At 51.6% G+C, this 18,641-nt stretch carries 22 protein-coding genes and 1 other annotated feature; of the genes, 12 read left to right on the top strand and 10 right to left on the bottom strand.

From position 1 onward, the window contains the following. Positions 1–26 precede the first annotated feature (26 nt). On the bottom strand, positions 27–1,313 hold the full coding sequence (locus I6L74_RS02995; RefSeq protein ID WP_059177787.1) for an HlyC/CorC family transporter: 1,287 nt from the start codon (positions 1,311–1,313) through the stop codon (positions 27–29). A gap of 18 nt (positions 1,314–1,331) precedes the next feature. After that, positions 1,332–2,123: a cytochrome C assembly family protein gene (locus tag I6L74_RS02990; protein ID WP_041689707.1), complete on the bottom strand. Its 792-nt coding sequence runs from the start codon at positions 2,121–2,123 to the stop codon at positions 1,332–1,334. A 166-nt stretch (positions 2,124–2,289) separates the two neighbouring features. Between I6L74_RS02990 and ffh the strand changes: the two genes are divergently transcribed. The 7 genes from ffh (at position 2,290) to I6L74_RS02955 (ending at position 7,845) form a co-directional block, all read left to right on the top strand. Beyond that, the gene (gene ffh / locus I6L74_RS02985) at positions 2,290–3,651 is read left to right on the top strand and encodes a signal recognition particle protein (RefSeq protein WP_059177788.1); all 1,362 of its coding nucleotides are present in this window, start codon (positions 2,290–2,292) and stop codon (positions 3,649–3,651) included. Between the two features lie 247 nt (positions 3,652–3,898). Next, entirely contained in the window at positions 3,899–4,147 is a 249-nt protein-coding gene (gene rpsP, locus I6L74_RS02980) for a 30S ribosomal protein S16 (RefSeq protein ID WP_059177789.1), read from the top strand. A 15-nt stretch (positions 4,148–4,162) separates the two neighbouring features. Beyond that, the gene (gene rimM / locus I6L74_RS02975; protein WP_059177790.1) at positions 4,163–4,699 is read left to right on the top strand and encodes a ribosome maturation factor RimM; all 537 of its coding nucleotides are present in this window, start codon (positions 4,163–4,165) and stop codon (positions 4,697–4,699) included. 31 nt (positions 4,700–4,730) lie between these two features. After that, positions 4,731–5,498 carry a tRNA (guanosine(37)-N1)-methyltransferase TrmD gene (gene trmD / locus I6L74_RS02970; protein ID WP_015960082.1) on the top strand — a complete coding sequence of 256 codons (768 nt, stop codon included), beginning with the start codon at positions 4,731–4,733 and terminating at the stop codon, positions 5,496–5,498. 40 nt (positions 5,499–5,538) lie between these two features. Next, positions 5,539–5,889 (top strand): 50S ribosomal protein L19, encoded by a 351-nt coding sequence (gene rplS, locus I6L74_RS02965; protein ID WP_059177791.1) that lies wholly within the window; start codon positions 5,539–5,541, stop codon positions 5,887–5,889. 120 nt (positions 5,890–6,009) lie between these two features. Next, a complete protein-coding gene (locus I6L74_RS02960) occupies positions 6,010–6,417 on the top strand; it encodes a DUF2946 domain-containing protein (RefSeq protein ID WP_059177792.1) in 408 nt (135 codons plus the stop codon). A 60-nt stretch (positions 6,418–6,477) separates the two neighbouring features. Beyond that, positions 6,478–7,845 (top strand): PepSY-associated TM helix domain-containing protein, encoded by a 1,368-nt coding sequence (locus I6L74_RS02955; RefSeq protein WP_059177793.1) that lies wholly within the window; start codon positions 6,478–6,480, stop codon positions 7,843–7,845. A 5-nt stretch (positions 7,846–7,850) separates the two neighbouring features. Here I6L74_RS02955 and I6L74_RS02950 read toward each other — a convergent pair whose 3' ends face one another. The 4 genes from I6L74_RS02950 to I6L74_RS02935 form a co-directional block, all read right to left on the bottom strand. Continuing rightward, the gene (locus tag I6L74_RS02950; RefSeq protein ID WP_059177794.1) at positions 7,851–8,336 is read right to left on the bottom strand and encodes an OmpA family protein; all 486 of its coding nucleotides are present in this window, start codon (positions 8,334–8,336) and stop codon (positions 7,851–7,853) included. Between the two features lie 13 nt (positions 8,337–8,349). Next, positions 8,350–9,570 (bottom strand): diguanylate cyclase DgcN/YfiN, encoded by a 1,221-nt coding sequence (dgcN, locus tag I6L74_RS02945; protein WP_059177795.1) that lies wholly within the window; start codon positions 9,568–9,570, stop codon positions 8,350–8,352. After that, on the bottom strand, positions 9,563–10,096 hold the full coding sequence (yfiR, locus tag I6L74_RS02940; protein WP_082691901.1) for a regulatory sequestration protein YfiR: 534 nt from the start codon (positions 10,094–10,096) through the stop codon (positions 9,563–9,565). The genes dgcN and yfiR overlap by 8 nt, the downstream gene beginning before the upstream one ends. 149 nt (positions 10,097–10,245) lie before the next feature. Next, entirely contained in the window at positions 10,246–10,620 is a 375-nt protein-coding gene (locus tag I6L74_RS02935; RefSeq protein WP_059177796.1) for a DUF2799 domain-containing protein, read from the bottom strand. A gap of 212 nt (positions 10,621–10,832) precedes the next feature. Here I6L74_RS02935 and aroF point away from each other — a divergent pair, with 212 nt between their 5' ends. Genes aroF through I6L74_RS02920 form a run of 3 tightly spaced genes read left to right on the top strand, consistent with a single transcriptional unit; the run spans position 10,833 to position 13,967 of the window. Further along, complete coding sequence (gene aroF / locus I6L74_RS02930) at positions 10,833–11,903, top strand: 3-deoxy-7-phosphoheptulonate synthase AroF (RefSeq protein ID WP_059177797.1); 1,071 nt, start codon at positions 10,833–10,835, stop codon at positions 11,901–11,903. Between the two features lie 9 nt (positions 11,904–11,912). Beyond that, a complete protein-coding gene (gene tyrA, locus I6L74_RS02925; RefSeq protein WP_059177798.1) occupies positions 11,913–13,034 on the top strand; it encodes a bifunctional chorismate mutase/prephenate dehydrogenase in 1,122 nt (373 codons plus the stop codon). A 60-nt stretch (positions 13,035–13,094) separates the two neighbouring features. Further along, positions 13,095–13,967, top strand: coding sequence for an SMP-30/gluconolactonase/LRE family protein (locus I6L74_RS02920; RefSeq protein WP_059177799.1), 873 nt, complete (start codon positions 13,095–13,097; stop codon positions 13,965–13,967). Here I6L74_RS02920 and pheA read toward each other — a convergent pair. From pheA to bamD, 4 genes are all read right to left on the bottom strand, one after another. Continuing rightward, complete coding sequence (pheA, locus tag I6L74_RS02915) at positions 13,964–15,124, bottom strand: bifunctional chorismate mutase/prephenate dehydratase (RefSeq protein WP_059177800.1); 1,161 nt, start codon at positions 15,122–15,124, stop codon at positions 13,964–13,966. The genes I6L74_RS02920 and pheA overlap by 4 nt on opposite strands. Positions 15,125–15,153: 29 nt before the next feature. Beyond that, positions 15,154–15,279 (bottom strand) — a sequence feature (Phe leader region). Then, entirely contained in the window at positions 15,231–15,278 is a 48-nt protein-coding gene (gene pheL, locus I6L74_RS02910; RefSeq protein WP_106379811.1) for a pheA operon leader peptide PheL, read from the bottom strand. Its footprint overlaps the feature before it by 48 nt. Before the next feature lie 103 nt (positions 15,280–15,382). Further along, a complete protein-coding gene (raiA, locus tag I6L74_RS02905; RefSeq protein WP_059177801.1) occupies positions 15,383–15,724 on the bottom strand; it encodes a ribosome-associated translation inhibitor RaiA in 342 nt (113 codons plus the stop codon). 270 nt (positions 15,725–15,994) lie between these two features. Next, positions 15,995–16,732, bottom strand: a complete 738-nt coding sequence (bamD, locus tag I6L74_RS02900; RefSeq protein ID WP_059177802.1) for an outer membrane protein assembly factor BamD — start codon at positions 16,730–16,732, stop codon at positions 15,995–15,997. Between the two features lie 130 nt (positions 16,733–16,862). On the opposite strand from bamD, the gene rluD reads away from it, so the two are divergent. Both rluD and yfiH read left to right on the top strand, forming a co-directional pair. Further along, positions 16,863–17,843: a 23S rRNA pseudouridine(1911/1915/1917) synthase RluD gene (gene rluD, locus I6L74_RS02895; RefSeq protein ID WP_059177803.1), complete on the top strand. Its 981-nt coding sequence runs from the start codon at positions 16,863–16,865 to the stop codon at positions 17,841–17,843. Then, a complete protein-coding gene (gene yfiH / locus I6L74_RS02890; protein ID WP_059177804.1) occupies positions 17,840–18,571 on the top strand; it encodes a purine nucleoside phosphorylase YfiH in 732 nt (243 codons plus the stop codon). Before rluD ends, yfiH begins: the two co-directional genes overlap by 4 nt. Positions 18,572–18,641: the final 70 nt, after the last annotated feature.

Here is an 18,641-nt window from a genome sequence, read left to right as displayed (position 1 = left end):
CCCTCTCCTAACGGAGAGGGGATTTCTCATTCTGCGACGCTGTCCCGCAGCGGTTTAACCGGAATGACTTTCACCTGCTTAATCATATTTTCCTGCACATCCAGAATATCAATATCGTACTGGCTGATACGCACGCGCGTTCCGGCTGCCGGGATCTCTTCCAGCACTTCCAGAATCATACCGTTAATCGTGCGCGCGTCATCTTCCGGCAGGTGCCAGTTAAATGCTTTATTGAGTTCGCGAACGTTAGTGCTGCCATCAATCAGCACGGAGCCGTCATTTTGCGGCGTGACTTCCTCTGCCAGTGACGGCGACATTGACGTTGTAAAATCGCCGACAATCTCTTCCAGAATGTCTTCCACGGTGACCAGCCCCTGAATATCGCCATATTCATCCACCACCAGACCCGCTTTCTTTTTATTTCGCTGGAATTTGACCAGTTGGGTACTGAGCGGTGTGCCTTCAGGTATCACGTAAATCTCATCAGCCGCACGCAGCATCACCTCTTTGGTGAACTCTTTCTTTTCCTGCATGAGTCGCCAGGCTTCGCGCACGCGCAGCATGCTGATGGCGTCATCCAGCGAATCACGATACAGCACGATACGTCCGTGAGGCGAGTGCGTGAGCTGGCGGACAATCGCTTTCCAGTCATCGTTGATGTCGATACCGACAATTTCATTGCGCGGAACCATGATGTCATTGACGCTGATCTTTTCCAGGTCCAGTACCGAGAGCAGCATGTCCTGGTGGCGGCGGGAAATTTGCGAGCGTGATTCGTTCACCAGCGTGCGCAGTTCGTCTTTGCTGAGTGCGCTGCTGATGGTGACATCCGCTTTAATGCCCATTAAGCGCATCAGTAGACGTGTCACTTTGTTGAGCAACCAGACCAGTGGCATCATCAGGATCAGCAATGGCCCCAACAGAAAACTGCTCGGATAGGCCACCTTTTCGGGATAGAGCGCGGCGATGGTTTTTGGCAATACTTCGGCGAAAACCAGCACCACAAACGTCAGTACGCCGGTGGCAATAGCCACGCCTGCGTTGCCGTAAAGGCGCATCCCGACGATGGTGCCCAGCGCAGAAGCCAGAATGTTGACCAGGTTATTACCGATCAAGACCAGGCTAATCAGGCGGTCAGGCTTGCGGAGCAGCTTTTCAACGCGGCGTGCGGCACGGTTGCCTTGTTTAGCGCGATGACGTAACCGGTAGCGGTTTAGCGTCATCATGCCGGTTTCCGAGCCAGAGAAGTAGGCGGAGATGACCACCATGACGATCAGCGTAACGATCAGCGTGGTGGTTGAGATGTGTTCCAGGGGGAACTCCTTTATTGCTTAGCTGACAAACTGCTGTATGACGCGGCTACCGAAATAGGCCAGGGTCAAAATGCCAGCGCCTGCGACGTTAAACCAGACAACGCGACGACCGCGCCAGCCCTTGTGATAATGTCCCCACAACAGGACAACATAAACAAACCACGCGATGATAGAGAGCACGGCTTTATCGATGTTCTCAACGCTGAATAAATTCTGCATATAAAACAGACCGGTGCACAGCGTCAGGGTGAGCAGCACCACGCCAATCTGGGTGATGTGAAACATCTTGCGCTCTATAACCATCAGCGGTGGCATTTCCTGGTTGAATACCAGCTTTTTGTTTTTTAGCTGGTAGTCAATCCACGCCAGCTGCATTGCATACAATGCGGCAATAATCAGCGTCGCGTAGGAGAAAAGCGACAGCCCAATGTGTACCATCATGCCGGGTGTGGTTTCCAGATGCGTGATGAACTCGTTTGGCACAAAAGTCGCGAAAGCCAGATTGATGAGCGCGAACGCATAAACAATTGGCAGCAATAACCAGCCGCGATTTTTAGAGGCGACGATGGTCATCACCGTACAAATCATCAGGCTCACCAGCGAACCGACGTTCAGCACGCTCAAATTCTGTACGCTGCCATCGCCTGGAATAATACGCGATTCCAGGGCAAACGCATGGCTCACCAGTGCGATCACTGCCGACAAAATAGCCATCCGTCGCCAGCCGCTGTTTTTTTGCAACAGGCCAGGAATGATCAGCGCAAGGCTGAAAGAGTAGGCAACAAGGGCGATCAGTGCGAAAACAGGCATATAGGCGTCGACAGTTGTCTGAATAAGAAAGATAAGCAGTATAACGTTACGTGACGCGTGCTCCAACCGTTGCATAACAACAAAGACGCCTTCATGTTATACTCCGGCAAAATTCTGTGTATGTGTCGCTGTGGCGACCCAACGTTTCTACATCAGGCGAGAGACAATGTTTGATAATTTAACCGATCGTTTGTCGCGCTCGCTGCGCAACATCAGCGGCCGTGGACGACTTACCGAAGACAATGTTAAAGAGACGCTGCGCGAAGTGCGCATGGCGTTACTCGAAGCCGACGTGGCGCTGCCGGTCGTGCGTGAATTCATCAACCGTGTGAAAGAAAAAGCGGTTGGTCATGAAGTGAATAAGAGCCTGACGCCGGGTCAGGAGTTCGTCAAAATCGTGCGTAACGAGCTGGTTGCGGCGATGGGCGAAGAAAATCAGGTTCTAAACCTGGCCGCGCAACCGCCAGCGGTCGTTCTGATGGCCGGTCTGCAGGGGGCGGGTAAAACCACCAGTGTCGGTAAGCTGGGTAAATTCCTGCGCGAAAAGCACAAAAAGAAAGTGCTGGTTGTTTCTGCCGACGTTTATCGCCCTGCGGCGATCAAGCAGCTAGAAACCCTGGCGCAGCAGGTTGAGGTCGATTTCTTCCCTTCCGACGTGGCGCAAAAACCGGTTGATATCGTCAATGCCGCGTTGAAAGAAGCCAAACTGAAGTTTTACGACGTGCTGCTGGTGGATACCGCCGGTCGTTTGCACGTTGATGAAGCGATGATGGATGAAATCAAACAAGTTCATGCCGCGATCAATCCGGTAGAAACGCTGTTTGTTGTCGACGCCATGACGGGCCAGGATGCGGCAAATACCGCAAAAGCGTTTAACGAAGCGCTGCCGCTGACCGGCGTTGTACTGACCAAAGTGGACGGCGACGCCCGTGGCGGTGCAGCGCTCTCTATTCGTCATATCACCGGTAAGCCGATTAAGTTCCTCGGCGTGGGCGAGAAGACCGACGCGCTGGAGCCATTCCACCCGGATCGTATTGCTTCGCGTATTCTCGGTATGGGCGACGTGCTGTCGCTTATCGAAGATATCGAGAGCAAGGTTGACCGTGCGCAGGCTGAGAAACTGGCGAGCAAGCTGAAAAAAGGCGACGGTTTTGATTTGACCGACTTCCTGGAACAGCTGCGTCAGATGAAAAACATGGGCGGCATGGCGAGCCTGATGGGCAAACTGCCGGGCATGGGCCAGATTCCTGACAACGTGAAAGCGCAGATGGATGACAAAGTGCTGGTGCGTATGGAAGCGATCATCAACTCGATGACGCTGAAAGAGCGCGCAAAACCAGAAATCATCAAAGGCTCACGCAAACGCCGTATTGCTGCCGGTTGCGGTATGCAGGTGCAGGACGTTAACCGTCTTCTGAAACAGTTCGACGACATGCAGCGCATGATGAAGAAAATGAAGAAGGGCGGTATGGCGAAAATGATGCGTGGCATGAAGGGCATGATGCCGCCAGGCTTCCCTGGCCGCTGATCGACCTGGCTTGTTTGCCATTTTGGCACTGGAGTGTGCTCGCCATCCTCACGTACTACATGTACGCTCCGGTGGCTGTGCGCACGCCAGCACCAAACTGGCTGCACCGCTGACGGTCTTTCGTATCAGACTTATCAAGTGTTGATTGCATTTTCTCCAGAAATCAGTAAAATTTTCGGGCTTTTAATATGACACTGGGCTCCGTTCCTCGATGGGGCCCAGTGTTTTATTCACACAAGAGGATGTTATGGTAACTATTCGTTTAGCACGTCACGGCGCGAAAAAGCGTCCGTTCTACCAGGTTGTTGTTACTGACAGCCGTAATGCACGCAACGGTCGCTTCATCGAGCGCGTTGGTTTCTTCAACCCGCTGGCTAGCGGTGCAGAAGAAGAAACGCGTCTGGATCTGGATCGTGTCGCTCACTGGGTTGGCCTGGGCGCGACTGTTTCCGATCGCGTTGCAGCGCTTATCAAAGCAGCAAACAAAGCAGCTTAATCTGTCACGGTGGTCATGATGAGCAATAAAGCACCTGTTGAACCGATCGTATTGGGAAAAATGGGTTCTTGCTACGGTATCCGTGGTTGGCTCAGAGTGTTTTCCTCCACTGAAGACGCTGAAAGCATTTTTGATTACCAGCCCTGGTTTATCCAGAAAGGCGGTAAGTGGGAAGAGGTCGAGCTGGAAAGCTGGCGTCGCCACAATCAGGATATCGTGATCAAGCTGAAAGGCGTTGACGATCGCGATGCTGCGAATCTCCTGACGAATTGCGAAATTGTCGTTGATTCGTCGCAGTTGCCACAGCTTGACGATGGCTACTACTGGAAAGACCTTATGGGTTGCCAGGTAGTGACCACGGAAGGATACGAGCTCGGTAAAGTCATTGATATGATGGAAACTGGCTCAAATGACGTTCTCGTCATTAAGGCAAACCTGAAAGATGCATTTGGCATCAAGGAGCGGTTGGTTCCGTTCCTCGATGGACAGGTTATCAAGAAAGTCGATCTCACTACTCGTACGATTGAAGTAGATTGGGATCCTGGTTTTTAAATTCTCCGGATAAACGGTAAAAGACGGCGCTATGTGGATTGGCATTATCAGCCTGTTTCCTGAAATGTTCCGCGCGATTACTGATTACGGGGTAACTGGCCGGGCAGTAAAAAAAGGCCTGCTGAACATCCAGAGCTGGAGTCCTCGCGACTTCGCGCATGACCGGCACCGTACCGTGGACGAACGTCCTTACGGCGGCGGACCGGGGATGTTAATGATGGTGCAACCTTTACGGGACGCGATTCATACAGCAAAAGCCGCGGCAGGTGAAGGCGCAAAGGTGATTTATCTGTCACCTCAGGGACGCAAGCTTGATCAAGCGGGCGTGAGCGAACTGGCAACGAATCAGAAACTGATTCTGGTCTGTGGTCGCTACGAAGGGATAGATGAGCGTGTAATTCAGACCGAGATTGATGAAGAATGGTCTATCGGCGATTACGTTCTCAGCGGTGGTGAGTTACCGGCAATGACGCTGATTGACTCCGTAGCCCGGTTCATTCCGGGTGTACTGGGCCATGAAGCATCGGCAACAGAAGATTCTTTTGCCGACGGATTGCTGGACTGTCCACACTATACTCGTCCTGAAGTGTTAGAAGGGATGGAGGTACCGGCGGTCTTACTGTCAGGTAACCATGCCGAGATACGTCGCTGGCGTTTGAAGCAGTCGCTGGGCCGCACCTGGCTTAGAAGACCTGAACTTCTGGAAAACCTGGCTCTGACTGAAGAGCAAGCAAAGTTGCTGGCCGAGTTCAAAAAAGAACACGCACACCAGCAGCATAAACATGATGGGATGGCGTAAGCCCCCAAATATCAGTTTACCCAGGATAAGAGATTAAATTATGAGCAACATTATTAAGCAAATTGAACAAGAGCAGATGAAGCAGGACGTACCTTCATTCCGTCCGGGTGATTCCGTGGAAGTGAAAGTATGGGTTGTTGAAGGTACCAAAAAACGTCTGCAGGCATTCGAGGGCGTGGTTATCGCTATTCGTAACCGCGGTCTGCATTCTGCATTCACTGTTCGCAAAATTTCCAACGGCGAAGGCGTTGAGCGTGTCTTCCAGACTCACTCTCCTGTTATTGACAGCATTGCTGTTAAACGTCGTGGTGCCGTTCGTAAAGCTAAACTGTACTACCTGCGTGAGCGTACTGGTAAGTCAGCTCGTATCAAAGAGCGTCTTGGCGCTTAAGCGACATCCGTGTTAAAAAGGGCTGGCCGTAAGGCCGGCCCTTTTTTATGCAAATGACTCCACGATGTTAACCATCTTTTCATAAATCATTTACAATGCCTCCTCTTCAATGGAGGGCAATTGGATAACGCACTGCATCATTCAGCCTTGAAACGCGCAGCGGCCTGGACCGCGCTGTTTGCGATCTTGCTGATCGTGGTCGCTCCTCTTATCTCCATCTCGCTGCAAAAAGATCCCATGAGCACCCTGCCTGGCATGCATCACGACATGAGTGCTATGCCAATGGATGATCATCATGGTGATACCACCACACACTCAATACCTGTCGATCATGCTGAAGCGTGCGGGTACTGTGTGCTGATGGCGCATGTTCCAGGGATGATTTTAGCCCTGGTGGTGCTGCTCAGTGCCGTCTTGCAGAGGCTTAGCATAAAACTGCCACGCCCGGTGGCGAGCCATTGGCACTATTTCCCCTGGTTATATCCTGATACCCGCGCGCCGCCGCAGTGGGCAGCTTTTTCCCGTTAAAAATAAAACGCACACCTCATTGGGTGTGCCGATAACTTTTTACCTGCACAAAGGAAAAGTATGACCACCTGTACTCCGCGCGCAGCATGGGGGAACCTGCTACGTCGCCTGCATTTTTATATTGGGCTATTTGTCGGCCCGTTTATCTTTTTTGCCGCGCTTACCGGAACCTTGTACGTCGCGACGCCGCAGCTTGAGACTTATATTTATCAGCCTGCGCTGTACGGCGAAGTGACTGGTGAACCGCAGTCTTTGGCTAAACAAATTGCAGTGGCTGAAAAAGCAGTGGGTAAGGACTTACGTCTCCATGCCGTACGGCCGGGCTTGGCGAGCGATGAAACCACTCGCGTGATGTTTACCGATCCACAACTTGGGCCGTCGGAACATCGGGCTATTTTTATCGATCCCGTCAGTCTTGCGGTACGTGGCGATATGACGGTATATGGAACCAGCGGGATCCTGCCACTACGCCAGACCATCGATTATCTGCATAGCTCACTGATGCTGGGAGATGTTGGCCGTTTATACAGCGAGCTGGCAGCGTCATGGATGTGGATTGCCGCACTGGGTGGGATTGCACTGTGGTTTTACACTCGTCCAAAACGGCGTATCAACAATCGATTCCAGAACCGTCGTCGCGTACATGCGTCGTTAGGTTGGGTGCTCCTGGGGGGCATGCTGCTGTTTTCCGCCACCGGGCTCACCTGGTCCCAATGGGCGGGGGGAAATGTCGATAAGTTGCGCGCTGAAATGGATTGGTTAACGCCTCAGATCAATACCAAACTGCAGGGCGCGGCGGAAGCGGTCGATCCTCACGCTGAACATCGCGGGCATCACAGTGCGATGATGATGCCTGAGACGGCAATGGATCTGACGCTTTTCGACAGCAGTCTTCTTGCCGCACGAGCAGCTGGAATTGATGCCAGCAAGCTGGAGATTCGACCGGCAAAAATGGCCGATCAGGCGTGGACCGTGACGGAAATTGATCGTGGCTGGCCGACACAGGTTGATGCGGTCGCTATTGATCCGCATTCCATGCAAATCCTTGATCGCACGCGTTTTGCTGATTTCCCGCTGATGGCGAAGCTGACCCGCTGGGGTGTCGATTTCCACATGGGGATTCTCTTTGGGCTGGCGAATCAGCTGGTGCTGATCGCTTTCGGTATCGCACTGTGCGTGCTGATTGTCTGGGGGTATCGAATGTGGTGGATGCGACGCCCGGCGAAGTCGGCAAGCAACCCTGTACTCACCCTTTGTCAGTGCTGGCTGGCGCTGCCAGTGAGCGGACGGATTGTCTCGCTCATGGTAAGCATCGCGCTGGGGCTGGCAATGCCAGTGATGGGATGCAGTCTGCTGCTTTTTGTGGTCATTGACTGGTTGCGCTGGCGCGCACAGTCGACGCTATCACTGGCTGAATCAGCAAAATAATCGTTTTAAGGCGTGCTGATCACCACCGCAACACGGCGGTTTTCAGCGCGTCCTTGCGACGTGGCGTTGCTGGCGACCGGATATTTTTTACCTAATCCCTGTGTAGTGAGATTGCTGCGCGGGATATTTGCCCCTTTAGCCCAGGCATCAGCCACCACGTTTGCCCGCTTTAACGACAGGGATTCGTTGTAACTATCCTCACCGTAGTTATCGGTATGCCCATCCATTCGAGCGTGGGTTAACCCCGTTCCCGCCAGGCGTGTAGCCATCGACTGAATTTGCTGCTCGCTCTCCGCTCTGAGTTGCGACTCATTTTTGCCGAATAAAATTTTGTCAGAGAGACCGAGTGACCAGTCACCGTTCATTTCATTGAAGCCGTAAGACTTCATCGCAGCGATTTGTTCTGGCGTAAATTTTCCCGGAGGGGGAGTATGACAGCCCGCCAGAATTGTTGATGCTAATAAAACCGGAGCGAGATATCGCCTGAACATAACGTATTCCTTTTTAAGATATTATTTTTGTACGCTGGTTTTTCACCAGATACATATTACGGTCGGCTTGCTCCAGTAATGCCTCTACTGAGGTATTTTCCCACGTAAGAGCAAAGCCAATGCTGAGTGACATGTTTGCGGTGTTTCCGTTATGAAGATCGTACGGACGGAGGAATTGCTGCGAAAGGGCTGCACAAAGTTGTTGGACGTCTGTTGCCGAATGGACGCCGTAAAGAATCATGGCAAACTCATCTCCACCCAGGCGGTACGATTGATGACGTTTCGCACCAAACTCAACCATGCGGTTCGCCACTTCAATCAACACACAATCCCCGGCCGCATGGCCCCAGGTGTCGTTGATGAGCTTAAAGTCATCGCCATCAAGGAACAGCAGCGCGGAATTGGTTTGTGCAGAAGAGTCTTTCATCAGCGCCGCAATGCTGTTGCGGAAGGCGGCACGATTTGCAAGACCGGTCAGGGGGTCATGCATCGCGGTTCGCATCAACTGCGCATTTCTCGCCTGTAGCTTAAGCTGCCACTCTTCCATTTCATCCAGCAGGCTATTAAAGTCCTGGCCGAAGCGATGAAATTCTTCAATACACTCTTCTTCCACCCGACGTGAAAAGTTGCGATTCGATTTAACGTCATGCACAACATCAGTGATGTTTTGTAGCGCGTTGACTATCCCGTTATGCAGAGACTGCGTGATGGACAGTGCAACAAAGGCAGCGAACAGGATACATCCCGTCAGAACGGCGAAAGACATCCAGATAAAGTGGCTGATCAGGCTGTCGCGCGCAGTAATACGCACTTCACCAATAGCATGACCGTTGTGTAAAACGGCCTGAACCGCAGGCGTGGGGAATAACCGGCGGCTGACCAGCGTTCCCAGCGCGTCAGGATTATCGTTGGGATTCCATGACCAGCGCGCAAAACGTTTACCCTGTGCGTCGAGCACTTCGGCTACGGCAAACTGCCCCTGTTTGCCCAGCATAGCAAGCGTCTCGGTGGCGGCTGCTGCGTCGTTGAACACCAGCGAAGCCTCAAGACTGCGGCTCATGGTGGCACTGGTTAATTCGAGATTTTTTTGCGCATATTGTTTTAGCGTGACAACGGAGGCAATCGATAATAACAGCCATATCAGGGTCATAGTGATAACGACGCTAATCATACTGATACGTCTTAACGTTCTTTTAAATGTTGGTCGTGACGTTGAAGTGGATTCCTTATTCATGCTTCTTATTCCGGGCAAGCATTAACACTTCTGGATTAACCCTGACACCACTGCGCGAAAGTGCATCCAGATTTATAGAAAATCGAACTGCGTCTTCATTAATTATCAAGCAGAATGCGCTGCCAATAACACATTCAGTGTTTTGTTCGGCGATTAATAGCAACGCTCTTCCCTGATAACGATTTATTAATTCAAGCTGGCTTGCGGGGGATTCGTTCCCAAAATAAATAGCATCGCAAGTGGCATTGAGTGCTTCAGCGTCGTTATGAACAATCAGCGGAGTATAGGGTAAGGGAACAGACCCACTTTCACTGAGCGCTTGAGCATAGCGTGAAGAGGCAAAAATACAGAGCTTGGGCTGACCAGAGAGCGATGGCCAGCGGGTATAACTGACGATACCAGAGACGATCGCGCGGACTGACTTATCCGTAGACGTCTGCGTTGCGGCGAGCGTTTCCCCTCCGACAGTCAGAAGTATTAGCGCCAGTGTCAGTTGGCATAAAGAGATCGAAAAATAATGTCTCACACGAAACCGCCACACCGCTCTGAAATATATCTCTCAATATTATCAGCAGAATATCATTTTTTACCGGAGTCGTCATTATGTGAAATTGTTGTTCGCTTGACTTAAGTAAAATCTAAAGCTGCATTGAATACAGTCGCTATGCGATAAAGTCAATTAAGTCTGGAAGCGCGTAAGCCTTCATCCATCCCTTTTTGCCAGGCGTGACGCAATAAGTCCGAATTTTCTGCTGTATCGCAACTGGCTGGGAATATTTTCCCCGAGAGACCCCACGCATAGACAAAATCTTCAGTACATATTCTTTTCTGGCCATCCGCATAGCCGCGAAGATATTCACTACGATTGACATCGGGATCGTTAAAATTATCGGCGAGCGTTTCATTGCTTTTTACCGACGCACCGTTCATGGCATCTTCTTTGCCGGCAGTAAACCAGCTGGTGCCGGTCCAGGTTGGCTGGAAGGTATAGGGATTGATTTGACAGCCTGTCAAAAGCAGTGCCAGCAGGGCGAAAACCAGTGGGCGCATAATTATTCTCCTTTTCGTTCAGCATAGCCTGGCGTTTAGAAATACGACTGTAATTTTATATTTACGGTTTTGACGAGATTATTTTGCCGAAATATGCCTAGTGTAAATTAAAATTTACGGATTTTGGATTGAAATCTTTACTTCTTGTGGTATTGTGAGTTCACCTCATTGAGGAAAACACTATCGCAAACGAGCATTACAGGATCGCCATCATGCAAAAAGACGCGCTGAACAACGTACATATTACCGACGAGCAGGTTTTGATCACTCCGGATCAGTTAAAGCGGGAATTCCCACTGAGTTCTGATCAAGAAGCGCAAATCGAGCAGTCGCGCCAGACCATCTCAGACATTATTGCTGGTCGCGATCCGCGCCTGCTGGTGGTGTGTGGCCCTTGCTCAATTCACGATCCTGAAACCGCGATTGAATATGCTCGTCGATTTAAAGTGTTAGCCGAAGAGGTCAGCGATAGCCTCTACCTGGTTATGCGTGTTTATTTTGAAAAACCTCGTACCACCGTGGGCTGGAAGGGCTTGATCAATGACCCGCATATGGATGGCTCGTTTGATGTTGAATCCGGCCTGAAGATTGCGCGTCACCTGCTGGTTGAACTGGTCAGCATGGGGCTGCCACTGGCGACTGAAGCGCTCGATCCGAATAGCCCGCAATACCTTGGCGATCTGTTTAGCTGGTCTGCGATTGGTGCACGTACAACCGAATCACAAACCCACCGCGAGATGGCTTCTGGCCTGTCGATGCCGGTTGGTTTTAAAAATGGCACCGACGGCAGTCTGGCCACCGCGATCAACGCCATGCGTGCTGCTGCCATGCCGCACCGCTTTGTCGGGATTAACCAGGCCGGGCAGGTTTGCCTGCTGCAAACTCAGGGTAACCCGGATGGGCATGTGATTTTGCGTGGTGGTAAAGCACCGAACTACAGCCCCGCTGATGTGGCGCAGTGTGAAAAAGAGATGGAACAGGCGGGACTGCGTCCTGCTCTGATGGTAGATTGCAGCCATGGTAATTCGAACAAAGATTACCGTCGCCAGCCTGCGGTTGCGGAATCCGTAGTCGCACAAATTAAAGATGGTAACCGTTCTATTATTGGTCTGATGATTGAGAGCAATATCCACGAAGGGAATCAGTCGTCGGAACAGCCGCGCAGTGCGATGAAACACGGTGTGTCCGTTACGGATGCCTGCATCAGTTGGGAAGCGACAGACGCCTTGCTGCGTGAGATCCACAAAGATTTGAATGGTCAACTGGCGACGCGTCTGGCTTAAGAGGTTTTTATGGTTGCAGAATTGACCGCACTGCGCGATCAAATTGATGAAGTGGACAAGGCGCTGCTGGATCTTCTGGCACGCCGCATGTCGCTGGTCGCTGAAGTCGGTGAAGTGAAAAGCAAATACGGTTTGCCGATTTATGTGCCAGAGCGTGAGGCGTCAATGCTGGCGTCGCGACGTGATGAAGCGCAGTCCATGGGGCTCTCCCCTGATTTAATTGAAGATATACTACGCCGCGTGATGCGTGAGTCTTACTCCAGCGAGAACGACAAAGGCTTTAAAACCCTGTGTCCGTCGTTGCGCCCGGTGGTGATTGTGGGTGGCGGTGGCCAGATGGGGCGTCTGTTTGAGAAAATGCTGACGCTTTCTGGCTATCAAGTGCGGATTCTTGAAAAAGAGGATTGGGCGCGTGCGGCAGATTTGCTGGCTGATGCGGGCATGGTTATCGTCAGCGTGCCGATTCATGTTACTGAGCAGATTATTGCCAGGCTCCCTCCGCTCCCGGATGACTGCATTCTGGTTGATCTGGCGTCCGTAAAAAATGGTCCACTCCAGGCGATGATGAAGGCGCACAAAGGCCCGGTATTGGGATTACACCCCATGTTTGGCCCGGACAGCGGCAGTCTGGCAAAACAGGTGGTCGTATACTGCGATGGTCGTCAGCCCGAAACCTATCAGTGGTTCCTGGAACAGATTCAGGTATGGGGCGCGCGTTTACATCGCATTAGCGCTGTAGAACACGATCAGAACATGGCATTTATTCAGGCGCTGCGCCACTTTGCGACCTTTGCCTATGGCTTGCATCTGGCAGAAGAGAACGTTCAGCTTGAGCAGTTGTTGGCGCTCTCGTCACCGATCTACCGTCTCGAACTGGCCATGGTGGGGCGTCTGTTTGCGCAGGATCCGCAGCTTTACGCGGATATTATTATGTCGTCAGAGAATAATCTGGCGCTGATCAAACGTTATTATCAGCGTTTTGGTGAGGCTATCGCGTTACTTGAACAAGGCAACAAGCAGGCGTTTATCGACAGTTTCCGTAAGGTCGAGCACTGGTTTGGGGATTACGCGAAACGTTTTCAGAACGAAAGCCGTACCTTGTTGCGCCAGGCGAACGATAGTCGCCAGTAGCCCAGTGATGTATATACTAAAAGCCAGCTAAGCTGGCTTTTTTCATTTTGGGGATGGGTCATGGTTGAACCGCACGTTTTGTTTGATTACACCGGGCATTTACCTGAATGCCCTACCTGGAGTGAGTGCGAGAATGCACTCTATTGGGCGGATATTCTGGAAGGTGAGATTCATCGGTATCATCTCCCGACGGCTGCTCACTCTGTGCTGTCTTTCCACGAAGAGGTCGGGTGTTTTGCATTACGCGAAAAGGGCGGTTTTATCGTGGCAATGCGTAATGCGATCTGGCTTGCTGACAAACAAGGTTTGCTCCAGCGCAAAGTTTGCGACAACCCCTCCAATCCTCAGCTGGCACGCTTTAATGATGGCGGGACCGATCATCTTGGGCGTTTTTATGCAGGGACATTCTGGGGGCCGGGGGATTATAACGGCGCAATACTGATGCGTATTGATAACGACCTGACCCCTCACGTTATTCAGTGTGATATCCACGGGCATAATGGCCTGGCGTTTAGCCCGGACCACGGATGGATGTTTACCTCGGATACGCCCAATAGCGTGATTTACCGTACGCCGTTAAATGAACACGGTGAACCGGGTACGCGTGAAGACTTTCGCCGGTTTGAAAAGGGAGAGGGAATACCTGACGGTGCGGCGATGGACGTTGAAGGGTGCTACTGGAGTGCGCTGTTCGACGGCTGGCGTATTGCCCGTTTTTCACCCCAGGGTGAACAGCTGGAAGAATATCGACTGCCGGTGCGTTGTCCGACGATGGTCTGCTTTGGTGGGGATGACATGAAAACGCTGTTTATCACGACGACGCGGGAGAATATGGACGCTGAAGAGGTGGCTGAATATCCACTTTCTGGCGCGATCTTCACCCTGCCAGTCAACGTGGCAGGAATGAAGAAAATCCGCTTTATCGAACGTTAAGCGGGATCGACCGGCACCACGTTTTCGCCTGGATAACAGCCCAACACCTTCATTGAACGGGTGATTTCACCCAGTTCACGCAGGGCTTTCTGCATGGACGCGGACTCCAGGTTGGCCTGGATATCGAGATAAAACATCTCTTCCCACGGATTTCCGTTGATTGGACGGGACTCCAGCTTGGTCATGATCAGATTGTGGTTACGCAGAACCAACAGCGCTTCAACCAACGCACCGGCTTGCTGACCCGTTGCCATGAGCAGCGTCGTTTTGGCAGGCACCTGTTCAGATACGTTAATGGCTTTGCGCGCCAGGACCACGAAGCGGGTGATGTTTTGCGTTTGATTTGCCAGGTTCCGCTCCAGTACCTGCAATCCATACAGCGCACCGCCGGCTTCGCTGCCCAACGCCGCAACGGTTGGCGAATTAGCCTGTGCGACTTTTTCCATCGCTGCTGAGGTACTTTCGGTGTACTCAATTTTCCAGTTCGGATAGCGATTCAGGAACTGACTGCACTGCTGGAACGGCTGCGGGTGGCTGTAGACCGTGTTGATCTGGCTGAGATCGGTTGAACCCGAAACCAGAACGCAATGATCAATAGGGATATTCAGCTCACCAACCAGTGACAGACTGGTGTGCTGGAGCAGATCGTAGACATCGTTTATCGCCCCGGAGCTGGTGTTTTCAATCGGGACGACGGCGTAATCAGCTTGGCCAGTTTCGACCTGATTGAAAATATCGGCGAATTTTGCGCAACCGCTCTCAATGAACTCTTCGAAATGACGTGCCGCATACTGGCGTGCAGCAAGATGGGAATACGAACCCTTTGGCCCGAGGAAGGCCACGCGCGCTGAGTGCGGGTTAGTTTGATTCAAATGCTGTTGCAGCAACGCCTGCTGGGTGAGAACGGAATCTTCGATGATGAGCTGAAAAAGGCGAGTGATGTAGTGCGCATCAAGATGATGGGCTTTACCAAGCTGAATCAGGCGTTCCAGCAAATCACGCTCACGATCGATGTCTCGCACCGGGCGGTGGGAATCCAGCTTGGCTTTACCCACGTCGACTGCAAGCGCACGGCGTTCTGCCAGCAGTGCCAGTAGTTTCTCGTCCAGCGCGCTGATTTTTACTCGCAGATCCAGTAACGGGTTTTCCGATGTCATAGCGTTGCCTATTTCGTTTATTGTTATCATAAAAAAAGGCCTCCCGTTTTGGGAGGCCTTGTTGTTCGTCTTCGCATTCTTTATCACACGACGAAACGCCTCCCATTCAGGGGAAGGTAAAAAAGAATGCGAAGAAAAACGGGGTATATTTCATGAATTCATCCTGTGAGTGATAGCTCTAAAGTACCCGTACTGTTTTCATTCTGTCAATAAAAAACGCGCCCGAAGGCGCGTTGGCGGTACACTCAATTTAAAGGATTACTCTTCTTCAACTTCTTCCGCTAAGCTTGCGTCTTTCACCGATGTAGCGGCGCGACGGGCTTCGCCTTTGTGTTGCACTTTATTGAGCTGCCGTTCCAGCTTGTTGATCAAATCGTTGATAGCCGTGTACATATCTTCGTGTTTAGCGCTGGCGACCAGATGGCCGTTAGGAGTATTGATAGTTGCATCAGCGGTAAAACCCTTCGGTTCCTTAGACAGAATGATATGTGGGTTAATCAGGTGTGTTTGCCATTTATCCAGTTTGGCGAGACGGTCTGCGACGTGCTGGCGGATTGCCGGAGTAATTTCCATTTGTTTACTGGTAATGTTCACTGTCATAAAAGTTACCTCTTGTCTTTCCGTCTTAGTGATTCCAGCATACCTTTCCCAATGTCAAAATGTGTGATCTAAATCACGTATTTTTGTCACTTTTTGTCAGGGAACCTTTTTTGTGAGGCTCGACAGGAACACGCGTCTTTTTGCTTGTCGAAGTGCGGATTTGCAGCCATAGTTGATAGGATTGGTCGGGGCTAGATCGCCCTAACAAGCGATGAAATGATTAAAAAAAACGGCAGCCCATGGGCTGCCGTTTTGCATGGCGTAAAGCAATCAGGTATTGCTGCTGTTCGCGGCAATGATCTTCGCCACTTTCTCTGCCTGAGCGTTCATCTGCATCTGGCGATAGGCATTTTCCATCAGCTTCAGCGCGTCGCGGGTCGCCTGAGTATCAGGGTAATCACGCAGCATTCCTTCTACGCGGTTCACCACTGCCACCCATGCACCACGGCGGGTATAGTATTCGGCTACGAAGTATTCATACTTAGCCAGACGATCTTTCAGGAACACCAGACGCTTGGTCGCATCGGTGATGTACTGGCTGTTTGGATATCCGCGTACCAGTTTTGAGAAATCGTTGAAGGCATCGCGTGCGTGCTGCGGGTCGCGGTCAGAACGATCCACACCGAAGAAACCTTGCAGGGCACTATCATCCAGCGCCATGTTGGTTAGGCCACGCATATACATGACGTAATCAATGTTAGGATGAGTCGGATTCAGACGCATGAAGCGATCAATTGTTGCCTGAGCCAGCGGCAGATCGGCGTTTTTGTAGTAGGCGTAGATAAGATCTAACTGTACCTGCTGGGAATAAGGACCAAATGGATAACGATTATCCAGCGCTTCCAGTTGCGTTATGGCCTGTTTCCAGTTACCGTCCTGGAGTTTTTGCTGAGCAGTCGCATAGATTTCATTCGGCGGATTGTCAGGGACCTGTTCATTTGAACCGGAGCAGCCCACCAAAGCCAGGCTCAACGTGGCCGCTGCCACCAGATATTTCATGCGCGTCATGACGTTTTGACTTTCCTCAAATGTTTGTCCGGGAGAATCTCTTTCCTGCTCCCGATTAAGACCAGCTACAATAGCACACTATATTATACGGCAAAGCCGTAAAACCCAACGTTAAACGAAGAAGCAGTCTATGGCACAACGAGTAGAACTCACCGCAACAGTCTCCGAAAATCAGCTCGGTCAACGCTTAGATCAAGCTTTGGCCGAAATGTTCCCTGATTATTCGCGTTCACGCATAAAAGAATGGATTCTTGACCAGCGCGTGCTGGTTAACGGCAAAGTTTGGGACAAGCCAAAAGAGAAAGTGTTAGGTGGGGAAGTGGTCGCCATCAATGCTGAAATTGATGAAGAAGTGCGTTTTGAAGCACAAGATATCCCGCTTACCATTGTCTATGAAGATGATGACATTCTGGTGATCAATAAGCCTCGCGGCTTGGTTGTCCACCCGGGCGCTGGCAATCCTGATGGTACAGTGCTGAACGCGCTGCTCCATTACTATCCGCCGATTACCGATGTGCCGCGCGCAGGCATCGTGCATCGTCTGGATAAAGACACAACCGGTTTGATGGTCGTCGCAAAAACCGTTCCCGCGCAGACGCGGCTGGTGGAGTCATTGCAACTGCGTGAAATCACCCGTGAATATGAAGCGGTCGCGATTGGTCACATGACCTCAGGCGGAACGGTAGAAGAACCGATTAGCCGTCATCCGACCAAACGCACCCATATGTCAGTGCACCCGATGGGGAAACCCGCGGTAACGCATTACCGCATTATGGAACATTTCCGCATTCATACGCGTTTGCGTCTGCGTCTGGAAACGGGCCGTACTCACCAGATCCGTGTGCACATGTCACACATTACGCATCCGCTGGTGGGCGATCAGGTTTATGGCGGACGTCCGCGTCCACCGAAAGGGGCTTCTGAAGAGTTTATCAGCACGCTGCGTAAATTTGATCGTCAGGCTTTGCACGCCACGATGCTGCGTCTGTATCACCCCATTACGGGCATCGAGATGGAATGGCATGCGCCAATTCCTCAGGATATGGTCGAGCTCATCGAAGCGATGCGTGCAGATTTTGAAGAGCATAAGGATAAAGTGGACTGGTTATGACCAAACTCATTGTCCCGGAGTGGCCACTGCCTAAGGGTGTGGCTGCCTGTAGTTCTACCCGAATCGGCGGCGTGAGTCAGGATGCGTGGGAGTCACTGAATTTAGGTGCGCACTGCGGCGATAACCTTGACCATGTTGACGAAAACCGCAAGCGGATGTTTGCGGCGGGGCATCTGCCTTCAAAACCGGTTTGGCTTGAGCAGGTGCATGGCACTGACGTATTGACGTTAACGGGCGAGCCCTATACCTCAAAACGTGCGGATGCTTCATACAGTAATACTCCCGGGACAGTGTGTGCCGTTATGACTGCGGACTGTTTGCCCGTTCTGTTGTGCAATCAAGCCGGTACAGAAGTTGCAGCAGCGCATGCCGGATGGCGTGGGCTGTGTGCTGGCGTTCTGGAAGAGACCGTGGCATGTTTTGCAGATCGTCCGGAGAACATCATTGCCTGGCTTGGTCCGGCCATCGGTCCACTGGCCTTTGAAGTCGGCCCTGAAGTGCGGGACGCATTCATTGCACAAGATGCGCAGGCGGCGAGTGCGTTTCAGGTCAAAGGGGATAAATATCTGGCTGATATTTATCAACTGGCTCGCCAGCGCTTAAACAATGTCGGCATCACGCAAATCTTCGGCGGCGATCGGTGTACCTTCACAGAAAAGGGTGATTTTTTCTCTTATCGTCGCGACAACACCACGGGTCGTATGGCAAGTTTCATTTGGCTGATATAACCTAGAGAATCAAGACGATCCGGCACGCGCCGTTTTCTTTTCGCATAATTCAGGTCATTAACCTTGAATA

The sequence above is a fragment of the Lelliottia amnigena genome, assembly GCF_019047465.1.
GTDB classification, from domain to species: Bacteria; Pseudomonadota; Gammaproteobacteria; order Enterobacterales; family Enterobacteriaceae; genus Enterobacter; species Enterobacter amnigenus.
The sequence above is the reverse complement of the archived record's forward strand: the minus strand, read 5'-3'. Positions and strand labels throughout refer to the sequence as shown.